Raw genomic sequence first — 22,819 nt, 5'->3', positions numbered from 1 at the left:
CGCCTACTTAAAGTAGGCGTTTGTTTTCGCTGTTATTTAGTGCTTATTTTATCAAATGGCCAAGCCTGTAATAGGCCATCACTGGTTTCTGAATATAGCTGCTTACCATCGTACGCCACACTCAGAACCGACGTTCGCTGCCGCTGTTGTTTAGCTTCGTATTCTGCGATTAGTTCACCATCTGCAACGCGATATAAACGCATCTTCATTTTTGGTGAGCCCGTTAATAGCCATTTATCTTGATTAATAAATTGCGATGCAGTGAATTCAATAAAGTTAGAGTATGAGGCCACTTCTGATAGCTCTTTTTGATTGGCTAAATCAAAGAATACACGATCATCAACCGAATCAATTGCAAAGCCCAAGCTTGCTGTTTTATTTAAAGTAACGTGATTCACTCTGGTCGCTAAACGCTCTTCAAAACGAGTGCTGCCATCGCTCGTTGACCAAAGCTTTACGTACTTGTCGCTTGAACCAGTAAACGCCCACTGACCATCAGCCGATAACGCCACGCTATTAATATCTAAACGATGAATATCAAAACGCTTAGTATCGCCTGTGCGGGTATTTATTACCTCAGCCTTGCCGCTACGATAAGCAATAACCAACGTATCGCCTACGGCTGAAATAGCGATGTCTCTAGCGATTTCTTGCCCGGTAAGCCAAGTACCAATACTACGCCCAGTGCGAGTATCGTATAAAGTCACCGATAATCGATTTGAAATGAAAAAACGAGATTTGTTAGCGCTAAAGCCTGCAAGCTCAACATGTTCAGCGCCCTGCCCTGTTATACAATCGTATAGACGCGCTTTTAACTGATTATCCCAAACGCACACCTCAGATTGGGTTGCCACTAACGCGTGACTCGCATCTTCGGTTAGCGCCGTAGCACTTAGTAGCTCATTGCCATGGGCAAATTCACTACTAGCAGGGGCAGTAAACACCTCACCTCCACCACAGCCCACAAGGCTTAGTGCAAATACACAGCACAGAGGTTTAAACAGTTTCGACGTCATGATCATTCTCAATTTTTATAATTATTTTTGTATTGGAGCAGTGTAATGAAAATAAGCGGAAGTTGGTAGAGAATCTAGCTGTCAGCTTTCAGCCGTCGGCCATCAGGTTGAGATGCGAGGTGCGAGATGCGAGGAGAGAAGTAGGAGGTGCTTTAGCGCCGAATTTGCAAAAGGTGCGTACGAGTTAAAAAACTAGACGTGAAATTTATTTCGCGTGAAGCGCTGGCAGTTGCGCTATGCAGCGGCGCGCCATGCGAGCATGGCGCCTACTCAAAACGATTATTGGTCTGTTCTGCTCACGATTTCGTAGCCTTCAGCTTCATAATCATTGATGCATTTTTGAAATTTATTTTGAAGTTTTATTTCATCAAAAAAGCCTAGTGAGTATGCATCACACTTTACTTTCATATGTTCACTGTTTTCCAAAACCGCATTTAGTTTGAGCTCAGCAAAACCAAATTTATAGGCTAATTCTGTGAACTGTGAATACAGAACCAAAAGCAGTACAGCAAGAAGGGTAAGCGTTAGCGTATTTTTCATTTTTATTTCCTTTAAAAGTGTTGGTAAAAGACTGGAGCAATTATCGAACCAACAATATAACCTCATATAAATCAATACAATAAAGTATTCACGCAAAAGCATAGTTGATATTTCCACCAATAAATAGTGAAAAAGACAACTATTTCCTAAAATAAATACAACTTTGGAGTGATGAGTGTTTTTTAGGTGCGAGGGCCGAGATGCGAAGTACGAGATTCGAGGTGCGAAATGCGAGGGACGAGATACGAAGTACGAGATTCGAGGTGCGAAATGCGAGGAGCAAGGAACGAAGTGCGAGGAAGGAGGTGCTTTAGCGCCGAACAACAGCTGCCTCATCACTGCTTACGATAACCCCACAATTTTTGTAGGCGTGAAATTTATTTCGCGCGAAGAGCCGGTAGTTATGCGATGTTACTGGCATGCCATGTAAGCGTAGCGCAAAGTAAAGTTAAGAGTTACGCGGCATAAAGCTACATAAGCTAGACCCTGTTTCCGAGAGCCTAGCGCCTGTTAACTTTACTCTTTCTAACTTTCCCCTTGCTAACTTTCTTTACCCATGCGTAAAACAAAACACATTAAGTTTGTTACCGTCTAAGTCTCTAAAGTATCCCGCATAAAAGCCGGGCATTTCACGTGGACCGGGGGCGCCTTCGTCTGTGCCACCTAATTCTATGGCTTTTTTATAAAAGGCGTCTACTTGAGCTGGGGTTTCGACTGCCAGAGCAATCATGGTGCCGTTACCTACAGTGGCTTTTTCATCGTTATAAGGTTTGGTAACCGCAAAACCGGGCTTATCTTGGCCTGTGCTCCATGCGACAAAGCGGTCAGTTTCTAAAAAGCGCTCGGCGTTTAGAGTAGCGAACAATTCATCGTAATACTTTACTGCTTTAGCTAGGTTGTTAGTGCCTAACATGATGTAACCTATCATTGTGTGCTCCTTACGTTTAAAAGTGTCTGTACTCAACATAAAAGGGAAATGACCATCTGTCTATTGATTTCTCCATTCATCGCAATGGACTATATTTCTGATGGTTGTTACTTTATAACAGGTCAACACGCCCTAATTTCTGCTCACTAACAAGGAAATATAATGAAGTTTAAAACGTCTTTAGCACTGCTTGCAGCAGCCAGCTTTTACAGCCATGCAGGAGCTAGCAATACCTTTCAACTTGAAAATGTTTTTGATCTTGAATACGCCAACCAAATAGAAATGACAAAAAATGGCGATACAATTTACTTTGTGCGTAATCGCATGGATATCAAAAGCGACCGTAAAGTCAGTAATATTTGGTCAGTAAACCCAGATGGTAAAACCATGCTACCGCTAACGTCTGGCGTGCATATGGATTACTCTCCGGTGTTGTCACCCGATGAAACTCGTTTAGCGTTTATTTCTACCCGAGATGGTAGCAGCCAAATCTATGTAAAATGGTTAAAAACCGGTAACGTAGCAAAAATTAGTAACCTTACGCAAAGCCCTGGCGGATTAACTTGGACACCAGATGGCAAACAATTGGTGTTTAGCCAGTTTGTGCCAGCAAAATCAGCAAGCCCAGTGTCTTTACCGGGTAAGCCAGAAGGCGCTAAGTGGGCAGAGCCAGCTAAATATATTGACGATACCTATTATCGTGCCGATGGCGGTGGCTACTCTGAAAAAGGCTATCATCACTTTTTTATCATCAGTGCAACGGGCGGCAATGCACGTCAATTAAGCGCTGGTGATTTTGATCATGGTGGTGCTATTAGCTTTAACGAACAAGGCGATGCGTTTTATTTCTCGGCTAATCGTCATGAAGACAATGAATTACACCCAACTGAATCTGAAATCTATAAACTTAGCTTAGCGGATCGTTCAATTACCCAAATAACAGACCGTAAAGGCCCAGATTCACGCCCTAAAGTCTCGCCAAATGGTCGTTATCTGGCATACACAGGCTACGACGACAAAAAGACTAACTATGAAAATAACGACATTTATTTACTTGATTTGAAATCAGGAAAAACCTCAGTGCTCACTGCTGATTTAGACCGTAGTGTCGAAGATATAAAATGGGATGATAGTGGTAGCGGCCTTTATTTTAGCTACGATAGCGAAGGTAAAACACACCTAGCTTACCAGCCGCGTAGTGGTAAACATAAGGTAATTACCTCAGAGATTGGGAGCGTCGCCTTTGGTCGCCCATATTCAGGTGGTGACTTTGATGTGAGCGAAGATGGTGAAGTTGCATTCACACTTGCAGATACCCAGCGTCCAGCTGATGTAGCATTAATTAAACGTGGTAAAACGGCGCGTTTAACACAATTAAACGAAGATGCGCTGGGCGACAAAGAACTGGCTAAGGTTGAAGAAATTTGGGTTAAATCAAGCCACGACGGCTTGGCGATTCAAGGTTGGATTGCTTACCCGCCGGGCTTTGATAAAAACAAAAAGTACCCACTTGTTTTAGAAATCCACGGCGGTCCTGTTGCAAACTACGGCCCTCACTTTAGCCCTGAAGTTCAATTATACGCAGCTAAAGGGAATGTTGTGCTGTATATGAACCCACGCGGCAGTGACTCGTACGGCAAAGAATTTGCGCAAACAATTCATCATAACTACCCAAGTAATGACTTTGATGACTTAATGACAGGTGTTGATGCTGTCATCAATAAGGGCTTTATTGATGAGAGTAAGTTGTTTGTTACCGGCGGTTCAGGTGGCGGTGTTTTAACTGCATGGATTGTGGGTCATACAGACCGCTTTGCAGCCGCTGTTGTTGCTAAACCTGTCATCAATTGGATCAGCTTTGTACTAACTGCTGATTTCTATCCTTTCTTTGCTGACTATTGGTTCCCAGGTAAGCCATGGGACAATATTGAGCATTATATGAAGCGCTCTCCAATTAGCTATGTGGGCAATGTAAAAACACCCACTATGCTGTTAACCGGCGAATCAGACTATCGCACCCCAATTTCTGAAACCGAGCAATTTTACCAAGCGTTAAAGCTACAAGGTGTTGATACAGCGATGGTGCGTATTCCTAATGCCTCACATGGTATTACCGCTCGCCCATCAAACCTGATGACCAAAGTCGCCTATATTCAATGGTGGTTTGATAAGCATAGTAAGTAGTTGCGAGTTGCAAGTTAGCAAGTTAGCAAGTTAGCAAGTTAGCAAGTTAGCAAGTTAGCAAGTTAGCAAGTTAGCAAAGCATTGTAGGCGCGATTTTATATCGCGCCATATCCGAACCATAACGCGGGGTAAACCCGCTGCTACTTTCTAACTTTCCCCTTTCCAACTTTCCCCTTTCTAACTTTCCCCTTTCTAACTTTCCCCTCGCTAACTTTACTCTCGCTAACTCCTCCCCTGTAAACCCCCTTTACAGTCAAAATGTGAGTAACTCCTTACATACACTTTTCAAATATCGGACATTAATCCAAAAGCAGTTAGTAAAAAATCGGTTTATAGCCAAAATCAGTAACTTGAGTTAGTAAAAAATCGGTTTGTGCCGCTAAAAACCTAGCTTCAGTTAGTAAAATTTTGGTTTGTAAGGGTGTTGAGTTGGTAAAAAATCGGTTTATGGCTTGAGTGAGTTAATAAAAAATCGGTTTATAAATCGCTAGATTCTACAAAACAGCATTAAATTGCCGTTTATATGAGCCAATTTTAACCATTCTAGAGGCTGTAATCGGGCAATAAGCCCCAAATTAAGGCTTATAAGGCAGAGGTAGTTAAATCCTGATCTAAAATTCTTAGGCTGGTAAATGTGTGATCTGTATTTTTATAAAGCTAGTTAATGGCTGATCCAAGACTTGGTTAAAGAGTGATCCGAGATACGAGACGCGAGACGCGAGATGCGAGGTGCGAGATGCGAGGTGCGAGGTGCGAGATACAAGGTGCGAGATGCGAAATACGAGAAGTGAGATACGAGATACGAGGTAGCAGATTATACATCACGTCCTAGAATCTAGAGCCTAGCGCCTGATGACGCGGGGTAAACCCGCTGCTACAAATAGGTGTGAAACGAGTCTGATGGCTGACGGCTGAAAGCTGATGGCTACAAATGAAAAAGGGCCCGAAGGCCCCTAACAACATTATTGAATAGCTATAAAGGAATATTACATTTTACAACTTGGTTAGAACTGGTTCATGGTATTTGCTTCACCACCGGCTTTAAGCGCATTTTCACCAGAGAAGTACTCTTTATGAGTATCACCAATGTTTGAACCTGCTAGGTCTTGGTGTTTCACTGATGCTTGCTCACGGCGAATTTCTTGACGTTGTACGTCGCGAACATACGCTAGCATACCTAGGTCGCCGAAATAGCCTTCTGATAGAATATCAGTGCTTAGGGCCGCTGTATGGTAAGTTGGTAGCGTGATTAGGTGGTGGAAGATACCCGCTTCACGTGCACCATCTCTTTGGAAGTTTTGTACAAGTACGTCTGCTGCCGCTGCAAGCTCTGTGTCATCCATTTCTGGCGCCATTAATGCCTTATTGTCATCGATGCTTGGGTAAGCTGATAGGTCTTTACCTTGCTCTTGCCACTCAGCAAATACTTGCTGACGGAATTTAAGTGTCCAGTTGAAAGACGGTGAGTTGTTGTATACCAGCTTAGCATTGGGTACTTGCTCTTTAACGCGGTTAACAAGCTCAGCGATTTGTTTTACGTTTGGTTTTTCTGTTTCAATCCACAGTAAGTCTGCACCTGATTGTAAGCTAGTTACACAGTCTAGAACTACGCGGTCTTTCTCTGTGCCTTCACGGAACTGGTATAAACCATTATCTAAACGTGTTGGTTTGCACAGCTGACCATTCAGCTTCATTGCTGTGTCGCCTTCGTTTAAGTCATCCACACTGTTTACTGGTGTTGTTTCAAGGAACGACGTGTATTGGCTAGCAAGGTCGCCAGGTGTTTTAGATACAGGCACTTTTTGAGTAAGGCTTGCACCTAATGAGTCAGTACGAGCAACGATAATACCGTTATCAATGCCAAGCTCTAAGAATGCGTAACGAACAGCGTTAATTTTTGCTAGGAAATCTTCATGCGGTACAGTTACTTTACCAGCTTGGTGACCACATTGTTTTGCGTCAGATACTTGGTTCTCGATTTGGATAGCACATGCACCTGCTTCAATCATCTTTTTAGCCAGTAGGTAAGTTGCTTCTTCGTTACCGAAACCCGCATCGATATCAGCAATAATTGGCACAACATGGCTTTCGAAGTTATCGATTTTATTTAGTACTGCTTGAACATCACCGCCGTTTGCTTTCGCTTCGTCTAGGTCTTTGTAAAGGTGGTCAAGTTCACGTGCATCAGCTTGCTTTAAGAAAGTGTAGATTTCTTCGATTAGCGCTGGAACAGATGTTTTTTCATGCATACTTTGGTCAGGTAATGGACCAAACTCAGAGCGAAGTGCCGCAACCATCCAGCCACTTAGGTATACATAGCTGCGTTTGGTTGTTTTGTTATGACGTTTAATTGCCATCATCATTTGCTGTGCAGTGAAACCATGCCAACAACCTAATGATTGTGTGTATTGGCTGTGGTCAGCATCGTAAGCTGCCATGTCTGCACGCATAATGTCTGCAGTGTATTGAGCAATGTCTAGACCCGTACGAAAACGGTTTTGTAAGCGCATACGGCTTGCGTATTCTGGGTTGATTGACTGCCACGTTTTGCCTTGTGTTTGACATAAAGTAGCTAGGTTATCTGTTTCGCGTTGATATGTTGTCATAATAAAAATCCTTCGAACGGGTTATCTATTTTTTGTTAGTGAGAGTGGCTACTTGGCGTTTGCTTCGTAGCGCTTAATTCAACATTAGGCGGATTTTTTGGATTTAGTAAATTTATAGTTGTTATTGCCACTATATTTTTAGTGAATGGTAAATAGCCTGCTTATTAGCCTTTTTTACGATATGGTTGAACCATGAATGATCAAATTAAGCTCGTTTAAAGGACATTATTATGACCACTCTCTCACTTAACGGTTTAAGCGTTGATCAACAACTTGCACAGTTTGTTGAACAGCAACTTTTACCTGGAACAGGCATTAGCACAGACACCTTTTGGCAAGGTTTTGCTGATATCGTCAATGAACTAACGCCAATCAATCGTGCACTTTTAGAAAAACGCGAACAACTACAAGCTAAGATTGATGACTATCACAAGCAGCAGCCGGTATGGGATGCAACTAACTATCAAGCATTCCTTGAAGAGATTGGCTACCTCGTTCCTGAACCCGCTAGCTTCAGTATAGAAACAGAGCAAGTAGAGCCTGAAATCGCAAGCACTGCAGGGCCGCAGCTCGTGGTGCCAGTAAGCAATGCTCGCTTTGCCTTAAATGCAGCAAATGCTCGCTGGGGCTCACTGTATGATGCGCTATACGGCACAGACGTATTAAGCGATGATGACGGCGCTGAGAAAGGCTCGACGTACAACCCTGTGCGTGGCTTTAAAGTTATGGCTTATGCTCGCCAGTTCCTTGATAAAGCCCTGCCTTTAGCAAACGGCTCACACATTGAAAGCACTAGCTATGCAGTGGTTAATAATGAGCTTTTAATCACATTACGTGATAGTAGTCAGGTTCGCCTAGCAGACCCTGAACAACTGATTGGTTACCAAGGTGAAGCGCAAAATCCAAGCGCTATCTTATTGAAAAATAATGGTTTACATATTGAGCTGCAAATAGACCATCACCACCCAATAGGCCAAGCAGATAAAGCAGGTCTTAAAGATGTACTACTAGAAGCAGCTCTGACAACGATTATGGACTGCGAAGATTCCGTTGCTGCCGTTGATGCCGAAGACAAAGTAAACGTCTATCAAAACTGGCTTGGTTTAATGCAAGGAAACCTTGTAGAAGCATTTAACAAAGAAGGTAAAACCATTGAGCGTCGTTTAGCAGAAGATCGCCAATATCAAGGTGTAAATGGCGAAACAATCACACTAAAAGGCCGCAGCATGATGTTTGTGCGTAATGTTGGCCACTTAATGACTAACCCTGCAATCCAAGATAGTGAAGGCAATGACGTGTTTGAAGGCATTATGGACGCCATTATCACTAGCACCGCAGCACTTCATGACTTAAAAGGCACAGGCAGCCTTAAAAATTCAACGGCCAATAGCATTAATATTGTTAAGCCCAAAATGCATGGCCCTGAAGAAGTGGCATTCACTAATACCCTATTTACCCGCATTGAGCAGCTGCTAGGCTTGCCTGCAAACACCATTAAAATGGGTATTATGGATGAAGAACGCCGCACTTCAGCTAACTTAAAAGCCTGTATTTTCGAGGCTAAAAACCGTGTTGTATTCATCAATACCGGTTTCTTAGACCGTACTGGTGACGAAATTCATACTTCAATGCAAGCAGGTGTGGTATTGCCAAAAGGCGCTATTAAACTTGAGCCTTGGATCAGCGCATACGAAGACCGCAACGTTGATATTGGCTTAGCTACAGGCCTCAGTGGTAAAGCACAAATTGGTAAAGGTATGTGGCCAATGCCAGATAAAATGGCGTTAATGATGGAACAAAAAAGTGGTCATCCGAAAAGTGGGGCAAATACCGCGTGGGTGCCCTCTCCTACCGCTGCAACGCTGCATGCAATGCATTATCACGATATTGATGTATTTGCCTGTCAAAAAGCGCTTATGGACCGCAAAGAAGCAAGCCTTACCAGCTTACTCACTCCACCGCTTATGAAAGATGCCAGCAGCTTAAGCAAAGAAGATATTCAAGCCGAACTTGATAACAACGCACAGGGTATTTTGGGCTATGTTGTACGTTGGATTGACCAAGGTATTGGTTGCTCAAAAGTACCAGACATCAACCATGTTGGCTTAATGGAAGACCGCGCCACACTGCGTATTTCAAGCCAACACATGGCCAATTGGCTGTATCATGGCGTTTGCTCTGAAGAGCAAATTCAAAAAACCATGGCACGCATGGCGAAAGTTGTTGATGGACAAAATGAAGGTGATCCGGCTTACAAAAATATGGCTGATTCAGCCGAGACCTTAGCACAAAGTGTTGCTTATCAAGCTGCATTAGCCCTTGTATTAGAGGGAGTTAAACAACCTAGTGGCTATACTGAACCATTGTTGCATGCGTTCCGTATAAAGTATAAATCGCTTAATTAGCCACTCGGTTTGAACTCCCCTTCGAGTTTCATGTGTCGTTCATAGCAGCCTAAGGGCTGCTTTTTTTTGACTAATATCAATTGAACTCATAACGACAGTGAATACTCATCATTCACGGCATAATGAAAATCTATTAAAAAAGGGGCATTTGTTACCAAATGCCCCTTTTTACGTACTAATTTTTTAAAAATTAGTTTTTGACAATCGCATTGTGATAAACGTTTTGCACGTCATCACAGTCATCAAGCATAGAAATAAACTTTTCAAAGTTTGCGATATCATCAGGATCAGTGATGTCAGTATGAACTTGTGGAACAAACGTAATTTCGTCTACTTCAAAGTTAATACCTTCAAATGCTTCTTCAAGGGCTGTTTTTGCTTTGTAGTACTCAGTATGTGGAGCGAATACAGACACTTTGCCGTCTTCTACTTCTACATCTGTTACGTCTACATCAGCCATCATTAGCGCTTCAAGTACAACTTCGTCGTCATCACCGGCAAAGCCTAAAACAGCTAAGTGGTCGAACATATGCGCTACACAACCCGGTGTACCAATTTTTGAATCTGTTTTAGTGAACGGTAAACGTACATCTTTGATAGTACGGTTAGGGTTATCAGTTAAACAGTCAACAATAACCATACAGTTACCTGGGCCGTAGCCTTCGTAACGTGCTGGAGAATAATCTTCCCCTGCTCCACCGGCCGCTTTTTTAATCGCATTGTCGATTACGTGTGCTGGAACTTGATCTCTTTTCGCACGCTCAATAATACGCTTTAGCGCTTGGTTTACTTCTGGATCTGGTTCGCCATTTTTAGCAACAACGTAGATTTCTTTACCGTACTTAGAATTTACTTTAGTTTTTGCATTGGCTGTTTTAGCCATGGCGTTTTTGCGGACTTCAAATGCTCTGCCCATCTTATGCCTCTATGAATACATTTGATAATTGCCGATATTTTAGCAACTCATGACCGCTTGGGCTAGTACTAGGACATTTTGAAAAATAAAAAACTAACAATAAATCTCAGGAAAAATAAAAAACAAAGCTATTTAACATAACGCCTTATTTTCTTGAAAAGAGCCAACTAAAGTAGGCAGTTCTGAAAAATGGTGCAACACATAATCAGCTTGATTCGCATATTCAGGAATTTGATCTGGTGCATATAAGCAAGCTCGCATATTGGCATTATGCGCAGCCTGAATATCAAATAGGTAATCGCCGACATAAAGTAACTCTGATTGGTCAAGCTCCCATAATGTTGCAATTGCATTCAGGGCACTTGGATCAGGCTTAGCTGGCGCATCAGAGCGAGTCAGTACAGTTTCTATTGGTAAGGGGTTATTTTTTAATTTAATCGCCGCTGCACGGTCGTAGTTGCGAGTAACAATCGCCATCGGAATGTTATTTTCTTTCAGTCTGGTAATCGCCTCTGCAACGCCTGGCAATAAATGAGCGTGCTGTGCATCAATAAGCTCATGCTGATGAACGATATTCATCGCTTCTTCGCGCATGTAAGGCGAAGGTAACGAAGCAATATGCGCCAGTAAATCGCTCTCAAGAGGACAGCCGACCTGCGCTTTGATGAGTGAAAAGTCTAACTCCGATGAAACCAAAGTACCATCTAAGTCAAAGATTACGCCACGAATATTGTTGTCATGGATAGTCATATAAATCCCTGTATATGAGAATTGGGAAAATGTTGATGCCCATTAATAAGATAGTTTACGAAATGGGTTAATTAAAGGATCAAAGGATTAAAAAAGTGACTTTTTTAATCCTTTTGGATTGGTATTACTCTGGATTTACCGACTCAAATCTAGCTTCAAGCCAGGTATCATCTTGGCTAAAGGTCAGTGTTTTTACCTTACCTTTACCTTCAATATTAACCATATTCACTTGTGTTGGCCAAAGGTCACGTAGTGCTCCGTTGCTCATTCGAATGCCATGAATTCCCTCAGGGATCGTGACCTCTTGATAAACCCAAAAGAATTTACCATCAACTTGTGCACCGACTTCTTTCAACTCAAGAGGCTTGCCATCTAAAGTTTGCAAAGCAATATGTGACTCAACATAATCAGCAAAACGCTTTTGGTCTTCTTTATTACTTAAGATATCAGCGTTGCCGTCAAACAAATGGTCGACGGCGTGCTCTGTATCGTGTAAATAAAAACGATGCATCAGCTCTATGTTGTTGGTGCGTTTATTAAACAGCACCGTTGTCACAGATGCTTTTAACTGGTGCGCCATGGTTGGCGCACTCAGTAACAAAGCAAAAATAATCGCTGCAAAGCGCATTATTTTTGCTCCTGGGCATCTTTATCGTCGTCATTTTTCAGTTCAGTTTTAATATCTTGCATGATATCTCGGCTGACTTTCGCTTTACTCTTCTCACGTTTGTACACTTCGATACGCGATGGAATAATACGACGCGGGTAGTTGTTGTTTTCTACATCAACATCCGCTGTTTCCCAGCGTGGATCGACGGTTACAGACACCAAGTTTTTACCTTTTTCTGTAACAATTAGCTTTTGTACATGCTTGTGATTACGACGCCAGATTTCAGCAGGAATGTACTGCTCTTCTTTCGTGCCATCTTCATAAGTAAGCTCAAGTAAGATAGGCATGACTAAGCCACCTAAGTTTGAGAACTCAAGTACGTAGTAGTTTTTATCTTCTTTAATTGCACGCTCAAACGTTTTACGCTCCCAAGGCTCTAAACCTTTAAGGAATTTGTTATACGCGTTGCGCTCTTTATTAGTTACCGTAAAGCGGTCGTTTTCGTCATAGAAGTCAGTTACATCTGGGTTTTCTTCAACCCACAGTTTTTTACCTTCTTCTTTATTACGTTTTACGAATAACGGCATTGGCTTGTCAGCTTCGATATCACGTAAACGATTAAAGTCGATATCAGGGTTTTTAGTATCTAAACGCAGTTGGTAAACCTTGTCTAGCGAGATATCAACGTGATCTGTGGTGTAGAACCAACCACGCCAGAACCAATCTAGGTCAACACCTGACGCTTCTTCCATAGTACGGAAGAAATCTGCAGGAGTAGGGCGTTTATACTTCCAACGCTGTGCATATTCTTTGAATGCAAAGTCGAATAATTCACGGCCAAGGATCACTTCACGTAAAATGTTAAGTGCAGCAGCTGGCTTAGTATAAGCATTCGGACCTAAACGTAATACGCTGTCTGACTGTGTCATAACTGGCACTTGGTTTTCAGACTTCATGTAATCAACAACATCGCGAGGCTCAACACCCCAAGGAATTGTGTGGTCCCATTCACGACCAGCAACACCATCTAAGAAGCTGTTTAGACCTTCATCCATCCACGTCCATTGACGTTCATCAGAGTTAACCACCATAGGGAAGTAAATGTGACCTACTTCGTGGATAACAACGCCGATTAAGAAGCGTTTTTCTGCTTGAGAATAAGTTCGAGTACCATCGTCTTGTAGGTCAGTACGCGGACCATTGAAGGTGATCATTGGGTATTCCATACCACCTACAGGGCCATTTACAGACTGAGCCACAGGGTAAGGGTAGTCAAACGAGAAGCGCGAATACACTTGCATTGTATGAACAACAGCTTCGGTCGAATATTTCTTCCAAAGGTCGCCACCTTCTTTCGGGTAGAAAGACATCGCCATTACTAACGGCTGATCTTTACCACCTTGATGATAGCCTTTTGCATCCCACATAAATTTACGTGAAGACGCCCACGCAAAGTCACGTACGTTTTCAGCTTTAAAGTGCCATGTTTTTGTTTTGTCTGTGCCTTCTTTCTCGTTTTCTAACGCTTCTTCTTCAGTCACGATGAAAACAGGACGTTTAGCATCTTCAGCTTGCTCAAGGCGCTTACGCTGTGTGCTCGTCAAAACGCTGCTTGGGTTATCAAGTTTACCCGTTGCCGATACGATGTGGTCAGCAGGTACGGTTAACTCAACATCATAGTTACCAAATTCAAGCGTAAACTCACCACTGCCTAAGAAGGCTTTGTTCGTCCATGCTTCATAATCTGTGTATGCAGCAAGACGTGGGAACCACTGTGCTAATAAGAAGATATCGTTGCCATCTTCTTCAAAGTGTTCATAACCTGAACGTGCACCAACGGCATCTTCTTCAACAATGTTAAAGGCGAAGTCCATGCTGAACTCAACGTCTTTACCCGGTTTAAGTGGCTTGTTAAGGTCAATACGCATTAAGGTATCAACGACTGTAACTTTAAGCTCTTTTCCGTCTTCGTCTTTAACATTGGCGATTTGATAACCCAGCTCGTTGTCGGCCATGAATTGCTGACGACGTAACTGACCTAAGCTCAATTTAGTTTCTTTAGGCTGAGGGTCACCTTGCAATGTTTTACCATTGAAAGTAGATGTCATTTCAGCAATTGAGTCAGATTTAAAGATATTTTGGTCTAGTTGTAACCAAAGGTACTTTAACGTGTGCGGCGAGTTATTTTTGTATTCGATAGTTTGGCTTGCTGTTAAGCGGCGTTTCTTTTCATCAAGCTTTGCATCAATGTCGTAGTTTACTTGCTGTTGCCAGTAATGTTCAGCAGGCTCACCGGCTGCACTACGATATACGTTTGGAGTTGGAAGTGCTTCATCTAGCTGACGGAACTTGTCAACGAATGAGCCTTTAGTTTGCTCAACAGATGACGCCATGACAGCTGAAGATACTGCTAAAGGCAATACCAAAGCACTCAACTTAAGAACTGCTTTTTTCATTGTTAATCCTGTAATTAATTTGCCAGCGTACCATCGCAAACTGCTAACAAAGTTGCAATAAAATAACGATAAAGTGCGGGATTTTTCAGGTAGTATTCAGCACATCTAAGCGAGCCAATTTTTTTCAGTGAATTCGCCTTAAATAAAGTCCTGTAAAGGGGGTTTACAAAACACTGGTTAATTTTAGTTCAGCACTAATTCATCCCAAAGTATTACAGTTAATAAGTATAGACTCTGCTTAAATTCTAGTTAATGATGAAAGGGTGATTAGATGAAGTTTTATATTGTAAAAAAAGACTCTCGTTTAGCAGCCATTCCTGCTCAAGAATCAATTCTAAACGAGTACAAAGAACGCGGATTTGAATTTGTCGAGGTCATTGCAGCCTGCGATGAGTCAGATGCATTATCTCGTACATCTCCTGGTGTAAATGGGTCTAAAAAATGGCTAATTTACCCGACTACACTGGTAATTTTATCCTTAATTGCCATTATTTTTGCAATAAATTAAATTTTGCGACATTTGCTATTGAAATTTACTGCCATTTGTATTTAAAATCGCCCACTTTTTTGATTTTGGGGTCTGCGAAGCATGAATTTAAACCCCAAAATGTTTGGTAATCAGCATAGAATTCGGTGAGCGTATGGATTTCTATATCCTAAAAAAACAACAAGAACTAATTGCAATTCCAGCGGACGAACAAAATTGTAAACAGTACCTAGATTCAGGGTATTTTTATATCGACAAAGTAGCGGCATGTAATGAAACAAATGCCCTTAAGATTTTACAAGCTAAGCAAACGAAAGCGCTTAAAGTACCTATGATAATGGCATTGTTAGCTTTGCCAATGGTGGTTTTTGCTTGGTATAGCTTAAGTTAACAAACCAGGCTGGGCATCTTGGCTCAGCTTAGGTATATTGACGCTCTTAATAAATAATAAGAGCGTTTAATGAAAGTCCTTCATACATCTGATTGGCATTTAGGCCAACAATTCTACGAGCATTCCCGATTCGATGAGCATCAAGCATTTCTAGCTTGGTTAACCGATACGCTTGTGTCAGAGAAGATTGACTTACTACTGGTTGCGGGTGACATTTATCATACGGCAACACCTCCTGCCAGCGCAGAAAACCAACTCTACCAATTTATTAAAACCACTAAGCAGCATTGCCCTGACTTACACATAGTGATTATTGCTGGCAACCATGATTCAGCAAATCGTATTATGGCGGCAAAGCCTTTATTGGCTCAGTTTGATACCTATGTTGTTGGCCGCTTTGATAGCAATGCTCCTCATGAAGTGGTACTGCCAATCAGCACAAAAAACGGCGATGCGAATGTTGTTGCCATGCCATTTTTACGTAGCAGCGATTTAAGCAGCTATAACCGCCAACAAGAGCAACCGTTAAGTTACAACCAAGCCGTTGCCCTTGCTTACAAAGATGCATTACAAGCAGCAAACGAATTACCTAACGCGCCATTAATTGCTATGGGCCACCTGCATGCAAAAGGCGGAGACATCTCATCTGATTCTGAACGTAACTTAGTTATTGGTGGTGAAGATGCGATATCGGCAAGCATATTTACTGATCAACCTGATTATGTCGCGCTAGGGCATCTTCATAAGGCTCAAACCGTCGCGAAGAAAGAGACCATTCGCTACAGTGGCACGCCTATGCCGATGTCATTTTCTGAAAGACGCTATCAGCATCAAGTTGTGCTAGTCGAGCTTAGTGACTCAGGTACTTCTGTAAACCCCCTTTACATTCCTAGCTTTTGTAAAGTTATGTTGCTACCAGAAAAAGACTGCGTACCACTGAACGAACTCTGTGAGCTTATAAAACAGCTCGATTTAACGGATGAAGATTTAGCGCCATACCTGCGGGTTAAATTGAGCGCCCATGACACTGACACCACTTTTAGAGAGCAAATAGAACAAGCCCTTGAAGGTAAGCAGGTTAAGTTTTGTGGTATTGAAAGGGTGCGTCAGCAGAGCAGCCAGCAAGACGATGAACAAACCCTATTTGAAGATGTCTCGCAAATTGAAGCGCTAAACCCACACTCACTTTTAGAGCAAGCATTTGCAAACAATAAAGATATGGCAGGGCAGGCGGTGCCAAAAGAGCTAGAAGGTTTACTAAGCCAAGTGATCGATGAATTGAATGCAGAGGACCTACTATGAAAATTTTAGCGATTCGTGTTCATCAACTCGCCTCTATCTTAGACGCCGAAGTCGACTTTAGCGCTTCGCCTTTAAAAGAAGCAGGGCTGTTTGCCATTACGGGTGATACTGGCGCGGGTAAAAGCACATTACTCGATGCCATTTGCTTAGCGCTTTATAACAAAACAGCAAGATTACGCGGCGATACTGGCAATAAAATTGACTTTAACGGCGACAATATCAAACTCAATGACTCGCGTAATTTATTACGCCGCGGGGCAGGGCAGGGCTTTGCTGAAGTTGACTTCATTGGCCAAGATAAACAGCAGTACCGAGCAAGGTTAAGTTTTAGCCGAGCGCGTAATAAAGCCGATGGCAAATTACAGCCTGCGCAACATAGCCTGTACTCATTACCCGATGAAACCTTAATCGCCGATCGGAGTGCTGCAAGTAAAGAAATCGAGCGTATTATCGGTTTAAGCTTTGAACAGTTCTCACGCGCTGTGCTGCTTGCGCAACATGAATTTGCTGCGTTTTTAAAAGCAACTGGGGATGAGCGTGCGCAATTACTTGAGTGTTTAACAGGCACCGATAAATTTAGCCGTATTGGTCAGCGAATTTTTGAACGCCATCGTGAACAGCTGCAAGCATTAGAGCAGTTAAAGTTAAGTTTAAGTAACTATCAGGTTTTAAGTCCTGAACAGGTCGAAACGAAACAAACAGAACAAAAAGCGCTTGAGGCTAAACTTGCTGACTCACAAAAACAAATAAAACAATTTGAACAGTACCAAGCGTGGTACAAGCAAGCATCTCAGCAGCAGCAACAGCTGAACCAAGCTGAGCAAGCAAAGCAAGAGTTACAGCAGCAAATGCACGCGCTTGCTGAAAAAGCCACTGAAGCGAAACAAGCTCAGCAATGCCTAGAAATAAAAGATAACCGTGAACGCGTCACTACGATTACTGCTCAACATGGGCAACTTATCAAAAACCGTGAGCAGCTTTTAAACGTTGACCATAAAACACTAATCAAAGACGCTGAGCAAACGCTTGAAAAGCAAACCGCGCAACTAAACCAAGCAAAGCAAGCACAAAAAGACGCGCAACCTATTATTAACCAAGCCCGTGAGTTAGATAAGCAACTTGCCGTATTAAACCAGCAAGCAGCGGCGCAAAAAGTACAAGCTGATAAAGCGAAACACCATCATCAAGAGCTGACTAATACACTAAATAGCCATAAAGCCGAGCAGCAAAAACAGCTAGAGCAACAAGCGCAAATCAATGGCTATTTTGAAACACACGCACAATGGCAACCATTAGCGAAAGATTGGTCATTCTATAAAAGTGAGTTAAGCCGCTTTAGCCAGCAACAGCACACAATTAGCAAATCACAGCAAAACGTAAAGTCTCTTCAGCCTAAGATTGATGAGCAGCAAGCAGCTGCGCAGCAGTGTAAAACTCAATACCAAGCCCTTGAGCAAGAAATTAAGCGCCTAAATAAGCAAGATACTGCCTTTAAATCGAGTTTAAACACCCAATCAATGGCGGATATTGATGCGGGGCTTGAGGCGATTAAACACCTGATTGAAAAGCGCCAAGTATGGCAAACTAATCATCAGCAGTTAAAAAATTGGCAAACCCAGCTAAACACATTAAGCCAAACTGAGCAGCAACTACAAACAGCATTAAAAGATGCGCAGCAAGGGGCAGAGCAAGCACAGCAGCAGGTTTCGTTTTGTGAGCAAAACTTACAGCAAGTGCAGCTTAGAGCCAGTGAAGGGGTCAGCCAGTTACGCGCCACTTTAAAGGCAGGAGAGCCGTGTGCAGTATGTGGCTCAAAAGAGCACCCGTTTATGCATGAAGAAATGGTAAACGAGCAATTTAGTCAACTTATTAACGACTTTACCAACCAGTTAACTAACGCAAAACAGCACTTAAAAGCTCAGCAAGCATTACAGCAAGCTAAAAGTAATGAGCTGGCGGCATGCAGCCAACAGATAAGCTCGTTAACTGGGCAAATCTCAGAGCTAAGCGCGCAACAACAAAGCCTCAAAGAAACCATGGCAGCTAATCGTACTGAGCTAAATGATTTAACCGAAGATCAGTTAAACGAGCGTCAGCAACAGCTCAGCCAGCAAAAACAGCAATACTACAAAACCCTCGAGCAGCAACAGCAGCTGCAAAACACGCTTGCGGCTAAGCAAGCTGAGTATAATCAGCAAGGGCAAGCGCTACATAGCAAAGAGCAGCAGTTAAACGAATTACAACAACAGCTGAATAATCAGCAAACACGTTTAAACGAGCTCAATGATGAGCATCAGCAGCTTTATACGACACTGAATCAACAGTTCGCCAGTGCACCTTGGTGGCTGGCACTCAATACACAAAGCATTTCTTTAGAGAACATTGCAGAGCACGTTGAGGCTTATCAAGCTTCGCTGCAAACGGCGGATGAGCTTAAAACTAGCTTAAAAGCCATTGAGCAGCACCTTGCACATGTAACGCCGCAGCTTAACGAAGCACATGCCTCTTTAACTCAGTACAACGAGCAACTAAGCCAAACTGAAAACGAATTAACGCAGATACAATCAAAGCGCGAGGGCTTATTTAGTAACGCGGCGATATCGGTAGATGAGTTTATAGCAGAGCTTGAAAAGGCGATAGATTCAGCGCAGCAGGCACTGCAACTTGCCCAGACAAACCATAGTAATGCAGTGAAGGCGCGTGACGAACAAGCCATTCAAATCGCCAATTTTGACGAGCGTGAAAAAGAACTCACCGCAGAGCAAGCAGCACTTAATGAGCGCTTTAGTCTGTGGTTTAACGATTTTAAAGCGCAGCACCCAAGTTTGGATGAGCAAGCAGTTAGTCAGCTATTAACGATAAGCCACGCTGAAATTAAACAAACTCTGGCAGATTACCACACCAGCGAAAGTAGCTTAAAAGACGCAGAGGCGCTTTTAAAACAACGACAACAGGCATTGGCTCAGCACCAAAAAGAAAAGCCAGCTCTCGGTGAAGATGAGCTGCAATTACAGCTTAATCAAGCCACAGAGCAACAAGTACAAGCGAATAACGCATTATTGCAAGTTGCAACGGAGCTTAAAACCCATCAACAAAATAGCCAAGCGCTTGAAGATAAACAAAAGCAATTGGTTGATCAGCAAAAAAGCTATGAGCACTGGCATCTACTCAATAAGGTGCTCGGGGATGCCAGCGGTAAAACCATGCGTAACTTAGCGCAAACACAAACCTTAAAAATACTGCTACATTACGCGAATAGTCACTTACAAACCCTAAATAAACGCTACAAATTAACAGCAATAGGGCAAACGCTCGATATCGCAATTATCGATAAAGACATGGCCGATGAGCAGCGCTCTGTTAATACATTATCGGGCGGTGAGTCATTTTTAGTGTCGTTAGCACTGGCATTAGGGCTTGCCTCGTTGTCGTCGAATAAAGTACAAATAAACTCTTTGTTTATCGACGAAGGGTTTGGTACGTTGGACAGTGAAACGTTAAGCATCGCGATGGATGCTCTTGATTCTCTGCAAGCACAAGGCCGCAAAGTCGGGGTTATTTCTCACGTATCTGAAATGACCGAACGCGTTGCCACCCAAGTGCATGTAGCGAAAAAACCAGGTGGTTATTCGACCATCTCAGTTATTTAAAGGATTAGCATGCCAACTTTTAATCACGAAGAAGCAAGTCACTACGACGAACGTATTTTGCGCCTAGTTCCAGGTTATGAGCTATTACATCAAGCAACCGCAGCCCAATTAGCAACCACGCTGAGCGATGATGCGCGCATTTTAGTTGTTGGTGCCGGAACAGGTAAAGAAATCATCGAATTAGCGGCGCTAAAACCAAGCTGGCAATTTATTGCTCAAGATATTTCACAAGACATGCTCGATATTGCCGAGCAACAGTTTGGCCAGCATAACATCAGCGACCGCGTGACAGTGCACTGCGGTGATATCAACGACATCGACACTCAATGTGACGCTGCACTGTGTTTACTAGTAATGCACTTTGTTGAAGATAACGGCGATAAAAAAGCGCTGTTAAAAGCGATTCACAGCAAGCTTAAAAAATCGAGCAACTTATACATTGCCGATTTAATGCGCCCAGAAACCGCTTTTGAGCGCGAATCTCAACTACAGCTGTGTACGCAGTTAGGTTTAACCGAAATCGGCGTAGAACGCATGCGCCACAACCTTGAGCACGAGTTTTACCCATTAGACCGCATTCGTTTTTCAGAGTTAATGAATGAAACCCGCTTCAGCACCCCAAAACAGTATTTTAAAGTGCTTGGTTTTGCTGGGTATGTGATTGGGAGTTAGCTACGTTCTAGAGCTGTCAACTCGTAGGTTGGGTAGAGCGCAGCGAAACCCAACAAACTTAGGTAAAGTTAGCGAGCTACGAGGGGAAAGAGTAAAGTTAAAACACGTAGGCGTGAAATTTATTTCGCGCGATGGCTTGTAGGTTGGGTAGAGCGCAGCGAAACCCAACAAGTTAGCGAGTCTCAAGGGGAAAGAGTAAAGCTACAACACGTAGGCGTGAAATTTATTTCGCGCGATGGCTCTAACTTTACTCTTTGAATTTACAAACTTTATCTTGCCTTGATTCAAGCAACTCAATTCTGAATATGTACGTTTTAAGAAGTCGGTTGTATTAGGTGAGTTTCGAGTCAAGTTTATTTCGAGATAACGCAGCATAGCGGGCAGATTATGCTTGGCTAAAATGCGGAGAGAAGTGGCACTCCCCATATGTTACTGCCCCAACGAACCCGCAAGCGGTTTAAGTAGTTTGCTATATGACTATGCCTAAAGCTGCCTAGTTAAATAAAAAACTAGAAGTATTTCTAAGCCCATAAACACGACACTCATAATAATGTCAAAAACCTTCCATACTGCGCCACGCTTTGAATACTCAATGAAAACTCTTTGCTGATATGAAGACGATAGAAAATATAGCCAGCCACGGTAGACCCACTTAAAACTGCTCCCAATTTCAGAAATAAACTCTAACAATCAACAACTCCTGACACATAAACAGCAAAAGTAAAATTGGGAAACTATTCTTCATGACATATAACGCCGTATTAAGCGGCACAAAATCCTTGGCTAAAATTAGCGGTGAAGGAGCGCAAGCCAAGCGCTCGTACCCATTTCAAGCTTCTTGTTAGGCGCTACTTTGAAAACACACCTTTTAGTAACTTACCATCAGCTAGATCTATTGTGCATGTATAGCCTGCAAAATTATTTACGACAACCTGATTACCGTTTAGATCTATACTTGTGAAGTTAACATAAGCATCTGAACTCTGAGTTGTAGGGTTTTCTGCTACCCATAAAACAGAGCCATCTAGATTTATACATTGGAAATTTCGTGCTACGGAATTTTGAGAAAACTCCATGTAGTCGAAAATAACTAAAATGCTCTGGTCTAATTCCTTGGCTTCCAAAATTGAGTATGGCAATTCAATAATATTTCCATTTATCTCGATTCTATTTTTATTAACCTGCATCATAGAGTATGTCTACTCCCCCATAAAGGGAGAAGGTGCTGCGCTATAATTGCGAGGCAGCGCCGTGTTTTTGTCCGAGTGGCCGAAGGTAACGAATTCATACGTTTGTTATAAGTCACTTAATCCTGATCAGATTTCCATCATCAAACCCGACAGTAACAACAGGAACATGATTAAGAATGTTATCAGCGTTGTCAGCAATAATTTCAGAAATGGACTTTGAAACTAAATCTAATAAAGTTTCCCAACCAAGTTCACTTGTACCGGGTAGCTCAAGATACCTATATTCTGGTACATAATCTTCACTACATGCCCAATCATCATCTTCTGGATCGTATTCAAAAGAACCGATCAAATATGCTTGATAAACACTTCCAGCTTGAAACAATCCTATGTTTATTGCCTTAACCTCGGGACGATCACTTATATGCTTAATCCATGCTTCAATTTCAGACTTCACTGCGATTCCTATGTGACTTTAATAGCGCGCGCATCGCACATCTTTCTTCCGGTATCACGCTCATATATTTAATAATTCTATTATTAACAAATAACGTAATGCATTGCTAACTATAAATTTTTTATCGGTACTAAAGATATTCAGAAAGAAAAATGGCTCTACGCTGATTCTGATCATATTTGCAGGGTATATGGTTGGGAGTTAGCGAGCCATGAAGCATCGCGCGAAATAAATTTCACGCCTACGCGATGTAACTTTA

Annotated in this window: 17 protein-coding genes; 7 read left to right on the top strand and 10 right to left on the bottom strand. The window is 42.4% G+C overall.

Annotation, left to right across the window (positions count from 1 at the left end; translation table 11 throughout):
- Positions 1–32: 32 nt before the first annotated feature.
- From C2M25_RS05075 to C2M25_RS05060, 3 genes are all read right to left on the bottom strand, one after another.
- Positions 33–1,016: a WD40 repeat domain-containing protein gene (locus tag C2M25_RS05075; RefSeq protein ID WP_063703870.1), complete on the bottom strand. Its 984-nt coding sequence runs from the start codon at positions 1,014–1,016 to the stop codon at positions 33–35.
- Positions 1,017–1,295: 279 nt separating this feature from the next.
- Positions 1,296–1,556: a hypothetical protein gene (locus C2M25_RS05070; protein ID WP_054553385.1), complete on the bottom strand. Its 261-nt coding sequence runs from the start codon at positions 1,554–1,556 to the stop codon at positions 1,296–1,298.
- Between the two features lie 550 nt (positions 1,557–2,106).
- Positions 2,107–2,484 carry a VOC family protein gene (locus C2M25_RS05060; RefSeq protein ID WP_054563159.1) on the bottom strand — a complete coding sequence of 126 codons (378 nt, stop codon included), beginning with the start codon at positions 2,482–2,484 and terminating at the stop codon, positions 2,107–2,109.
- 162 nt (positions 2,485–2,646) lie between these two features.
- Between C2M25_RS05060 and C2M25_RS05055 the strand changes: the two genes are divergently transcribed.
- Positions 2,647–4,668, top strand: a complete 2,022-nt coding sequence (locus C2M25_RS05055) for a S9 family peptidase (protein WP_105180593.1) — start codon at positions 2,647–2,649, stop codon at positions 4,666–4,668.
- A gap of 1,004 nt (positions 4,669–5,672) precedes the next feature.
- Here C2M25_RS05055 and C2M25_RS05050 read toward each other — a convergent pair.
- Positions 5,673–7,274, bottom strand: a complete 1,602-nt coding sequence (locus tag C2M25_RS05050; protein ID WP_105180592.1) for an isocitrate lyase — start codon at positions 7,272–7,274, stop codon at positions 5,673–5,675.
- 230 nt (positions 7,275–7,504) lie between these two features.
- On the opposite strand from C2M25_RS05050, the gene C2M25_RS05045 reads away from it, so the two are divergent.
- Positions 7,505–9,679, top strand: coding sequence for a malate synthase G (locus C2M25_RS05045; RefSeq protein ID WP_442792943.1), 2,175 nt, complete (start codon positions 7,505–7,507; stop codon positions 9,677–9,679).
- A gap of 190 nt (positions 9,680–9,869) precedes the next feature.
- On the opposite strand, the gene C2M25_RS05040 is transcribed toward C2M25_RS05045, so the two are convergent.
- The 4 genes from C2M25_RS05040 to C2M25_RS05025 all read right to left on the bottom strand — a co-directional run bounded on the left by C2M25_RS05040 (position 9,870) and on the right by C2M25_RS05025 (position 14,411).
- On the bottom strand, positions 9,870–10,595 hold the full coding sequence (locus C2M25_RS05040; RefSeq protein WP_105180590.1) for a YebC/PmpR family DNA-binding transcriptional regulator: 726 nt from the start codon (positions 10,593–10,595) through the stop codon (positions 9,870–9,872).
- 132 nt (positions 10,596–10,727) lie between these two features.
- Positions 10,728–11,345, bottom strand: coding sequence for an HAD family hydrolase (locus C2M25_RS05035; RefSeq protein WP_105180589.1), 618 nt, complete (start codon positions 11,343–11,345; stop codon positions 10,728–10,730).
- A 124-nt stretch (positions 11,346–11,469) separates the two neighbouring features.
- Entirely contained in the window at positions 11,470–11,973 is a 504-nt protein-coding gene (locus tag C2M25_RS05030; protein ID WP_063703858.1) for a DUF6702 family protein, read from the bottom strand.
- Positions 11,973–14,411 (bottom strand): M1 family metallopeptidase, encoded by a 2,439-nt coding sequence (locus C2M25_RS05025; RefSeq protein WP_063703856.1) that lies wholly within the window; start codon positions 14,409–14,411, stop codon positions 11,973–11,975. Before C2M25_RS05025 ends, C2M25_RS05030 begins: the two co-directional genes overlap by 1 nt.
- 271 nt (positions 14,412–14,682) lie before the next feature.
- Here C2M25_RS05025 and C2M25_RS05020 point away from each other — a divergent pair, with 271 nt between their 5' ends.
- From C2M25_RS05020 to C2M25_RS05000, 5 genes are all read left to right on the top strand, one after another.
- On the top strand, positions 14,683–14,919 hold the full coding sequence (locus tag C2M25_RS05020; protein ID WP_063703853.1) for a hypothetical protein: 237 nt from the start codon (positions 14,683–14,685) through the stop codon (positions 14,917–14,919).
- Between the two features lie 133 nt (positions 14,920–15,052).
- Positions 15,053–15,289 carry a hypothetical protein gene (locus C2M25_RS05015; protein ID WP_054553375.1) on the top strand — a complete coding sequence of 79 codons (237 nt, stop codon included), beginning with the start codon at positions 15,053–15,055 and terminating at the stop codon, positions 15,287–15,289.
- Between the two features lie 69 nt (positions 15,290–15,358).
- Positions 15,359–16,591 carry an exonuclease SbcCD subunit D C-terminal domain-containing protein gene (locus C2M25_RS05010; protein ID WP_105180588.1) on the top strand — a complete coding sequence of 411 codons (1,233 nt, stop codon included), beginning with the start codon at positions 15,359–15,361 and terminating at the stop codon, positions 16,589–16,591.
- Positions 16,588–20,241 carry an SbcC/MukB-like Walker B domain-containing protein gene (locus tag C2M25_RS05005; protein ID WP_105180587.1) on the top strand — a complete coding sequence of 1,218 codons (3,654 nt, stop codon included), beginning with the start codon at positions 16,588–16,590 and terminating at the stop codon, positions 20,239–20,241. The genes C2M25_RS05010 and C2M25_RS05005 overlap by 4 nt, the downstream gene beginning before the upstream one ends.
- Positions 20,242–20,250: 9 nt before the next feature.
- Entirely contained in the window at positions 20,251–20,913 is a 663-nt protein-coding gene (locus tag C2M25_RS05000) for a class I SAM-dependent methyltransferase (RefSeq protein WP_105180586.1), read from the top strand.
- A gap of 848 nt (positions 20,914–21,761) precedes the next feature.
- Here the strand turns inward: C2M25_RS05000 and C2M25_RS04995 are convergent.
- Together C2M25_RS04995 and C2M25_RS04990 are read right to left on the bottom strand one after the other, a co-directional pair.
- On the bottom strand, positions 21,762–22,103 hold the full coding sequence (locus tag C2M25_RS04995; protein ID WP_105180585.1) for a hypothetical protein: 342 nt from the start codon (positions 22,101–22,103) through the stop codon (positions 21,762–21,764).
- Between the two features lie 112 nt (positions 22,104–22,215).
- Positions 22,216–22,560, bottom strand: coding sequence for a hypothetical protein (locus C2M25_RS04990; RefSeq protein WP_105180584.1), 345 nt, complete (start codon positions 22,558–22,560; stop codon positions 22,216–22,218).
- Positions 22,561–22,819 lie beyond the last annotated feature (259 nt).

Source organism: Pseudoalteromonas sp. T1lg21 (genome assembly GCF_002964625.1).
GTDB lineage: Bacteria > Pseudomonadota > Gammaproteobacteria > Enterobacterales > Alteromonadaceae > Pseudoalteromonas > Pseudoalteromonas gelatinilytica.
Note: the sequence above shows the minus strand (reverse complement) of the source record. Positions and strands in the feature narration are given on the sequence as shown.

Bases quoted from the DNA above. Each gene is read 5' to 3' on its own strand.
- C2M25_RS05000 (WP_105180586.1), top strand. From the start codon at position 20,251: ATGCCAACTTTTAATCACGAAGAAGCAAGTCACTACGACGAACGTATT.
- C2M25_RS05055 (WP_105180593.1), top strand. From the start codon at position 2,647: ATGAAGTTTAAAACGTCTTTAGCACTGCTTGCAGCAGCCAGCTTTTAC.
- C2M25_RS05005 (WP_105180587.1), top strand. From the start codon at position 16,588: ATGAAAATTTTAGCGATTCGTGTTCATCAACTCGCCTCTATCTTAGAC.
- C2M25_RS05035 (WP_105180589.1), bottom strand. From the start codon at position 11,345: ATGACTATCCATGACAACAATATTCGTGGCGTAATCTTTGACTTAGAT.
- C2M25_RS05050 (WP_105180592.1), bottom strand. From the start codon at position 7,274: ATGACAACATATCAACGCGAAACAGATAACCTAGCTACTTTATGTCAA.
- C2M25_RS05040 (WP_105180590.1), bottom strand. From the start codon at position 10,595: ATGGGCAGAGCATTTGAAGTCCGCAAAAACGCCATGGCTAAAACAGCC.
- C2M25_RS05010 (WP_105180588.1), top strand. From the start codon at position 15,359: ATGAAAGTCCTTCATACATCTGATTGGCATTTAGGCCAACAATTCTAC.
- C2M25_RS05025 (WP_063703856.1), bottom strand. From the start codon at position 14,411: ATGAAAAAAGCAGTTCTTAAGTTGAGTGCTTTGGTATTGCCTTTAGCA.
- C2M25_RS05060 (WP_054563159.1), bottom strand. From the start codon at position 2,484: ATGATAGGTTACATCATGTTAGGCACTAACAACCTAGCTAAAGCAGTA.
- C2M25_RS05015 (WP_054553375.1), top strand. From the start codon at position 15,053: ATGGATTTCTATATCCTAAAAAAACAACAAGAACTAATTGCAATTCCA.
- C2M25_RS04995 (WP_105180585.1), bottom strand. From the start codon at position 22,103: ATGATGCAGGTTAATAAAAATAGAATCGAGATAAATGGAAATATTATT.
- C2M25_RS05030 (WP_063703858.1), bottom strand. From the start codon at position 11,973: ATGCGCTTTGCAGCGATTATTTTTGCTTTGTTACTGAGTGCGCCAACC.
- C2M25_RS05045 (WP_442792943.1), top strand. From the start codon at position 7,505: ATGACCACTCTCTCACTTAACGGTTTAAGCGTTGATCAACAACTTGCA.
- C2M25_RS05070 (WP_054553385.1), bottom strand. From the start codon at position 1,556: ATGAAAAATACGCTAACGCTTACCCTTCTTGCTGTACTGCTTTTGGTT.
- C2M25_RS05075 (WP_063703870.1), bottom strand. From the start codon at position 1,016: ATGACGTCGAAACTGTTTAAACCTCTGTGCTGTGTATTTGCACTAAGC.
- C2M25_RS05020 (WP_063703853.1), top strand. From the start codon at position 14,683: ATGAAGTTTTATATTGTAAAAAAAGACTCTCGTTTAGCAGCCATTCCT.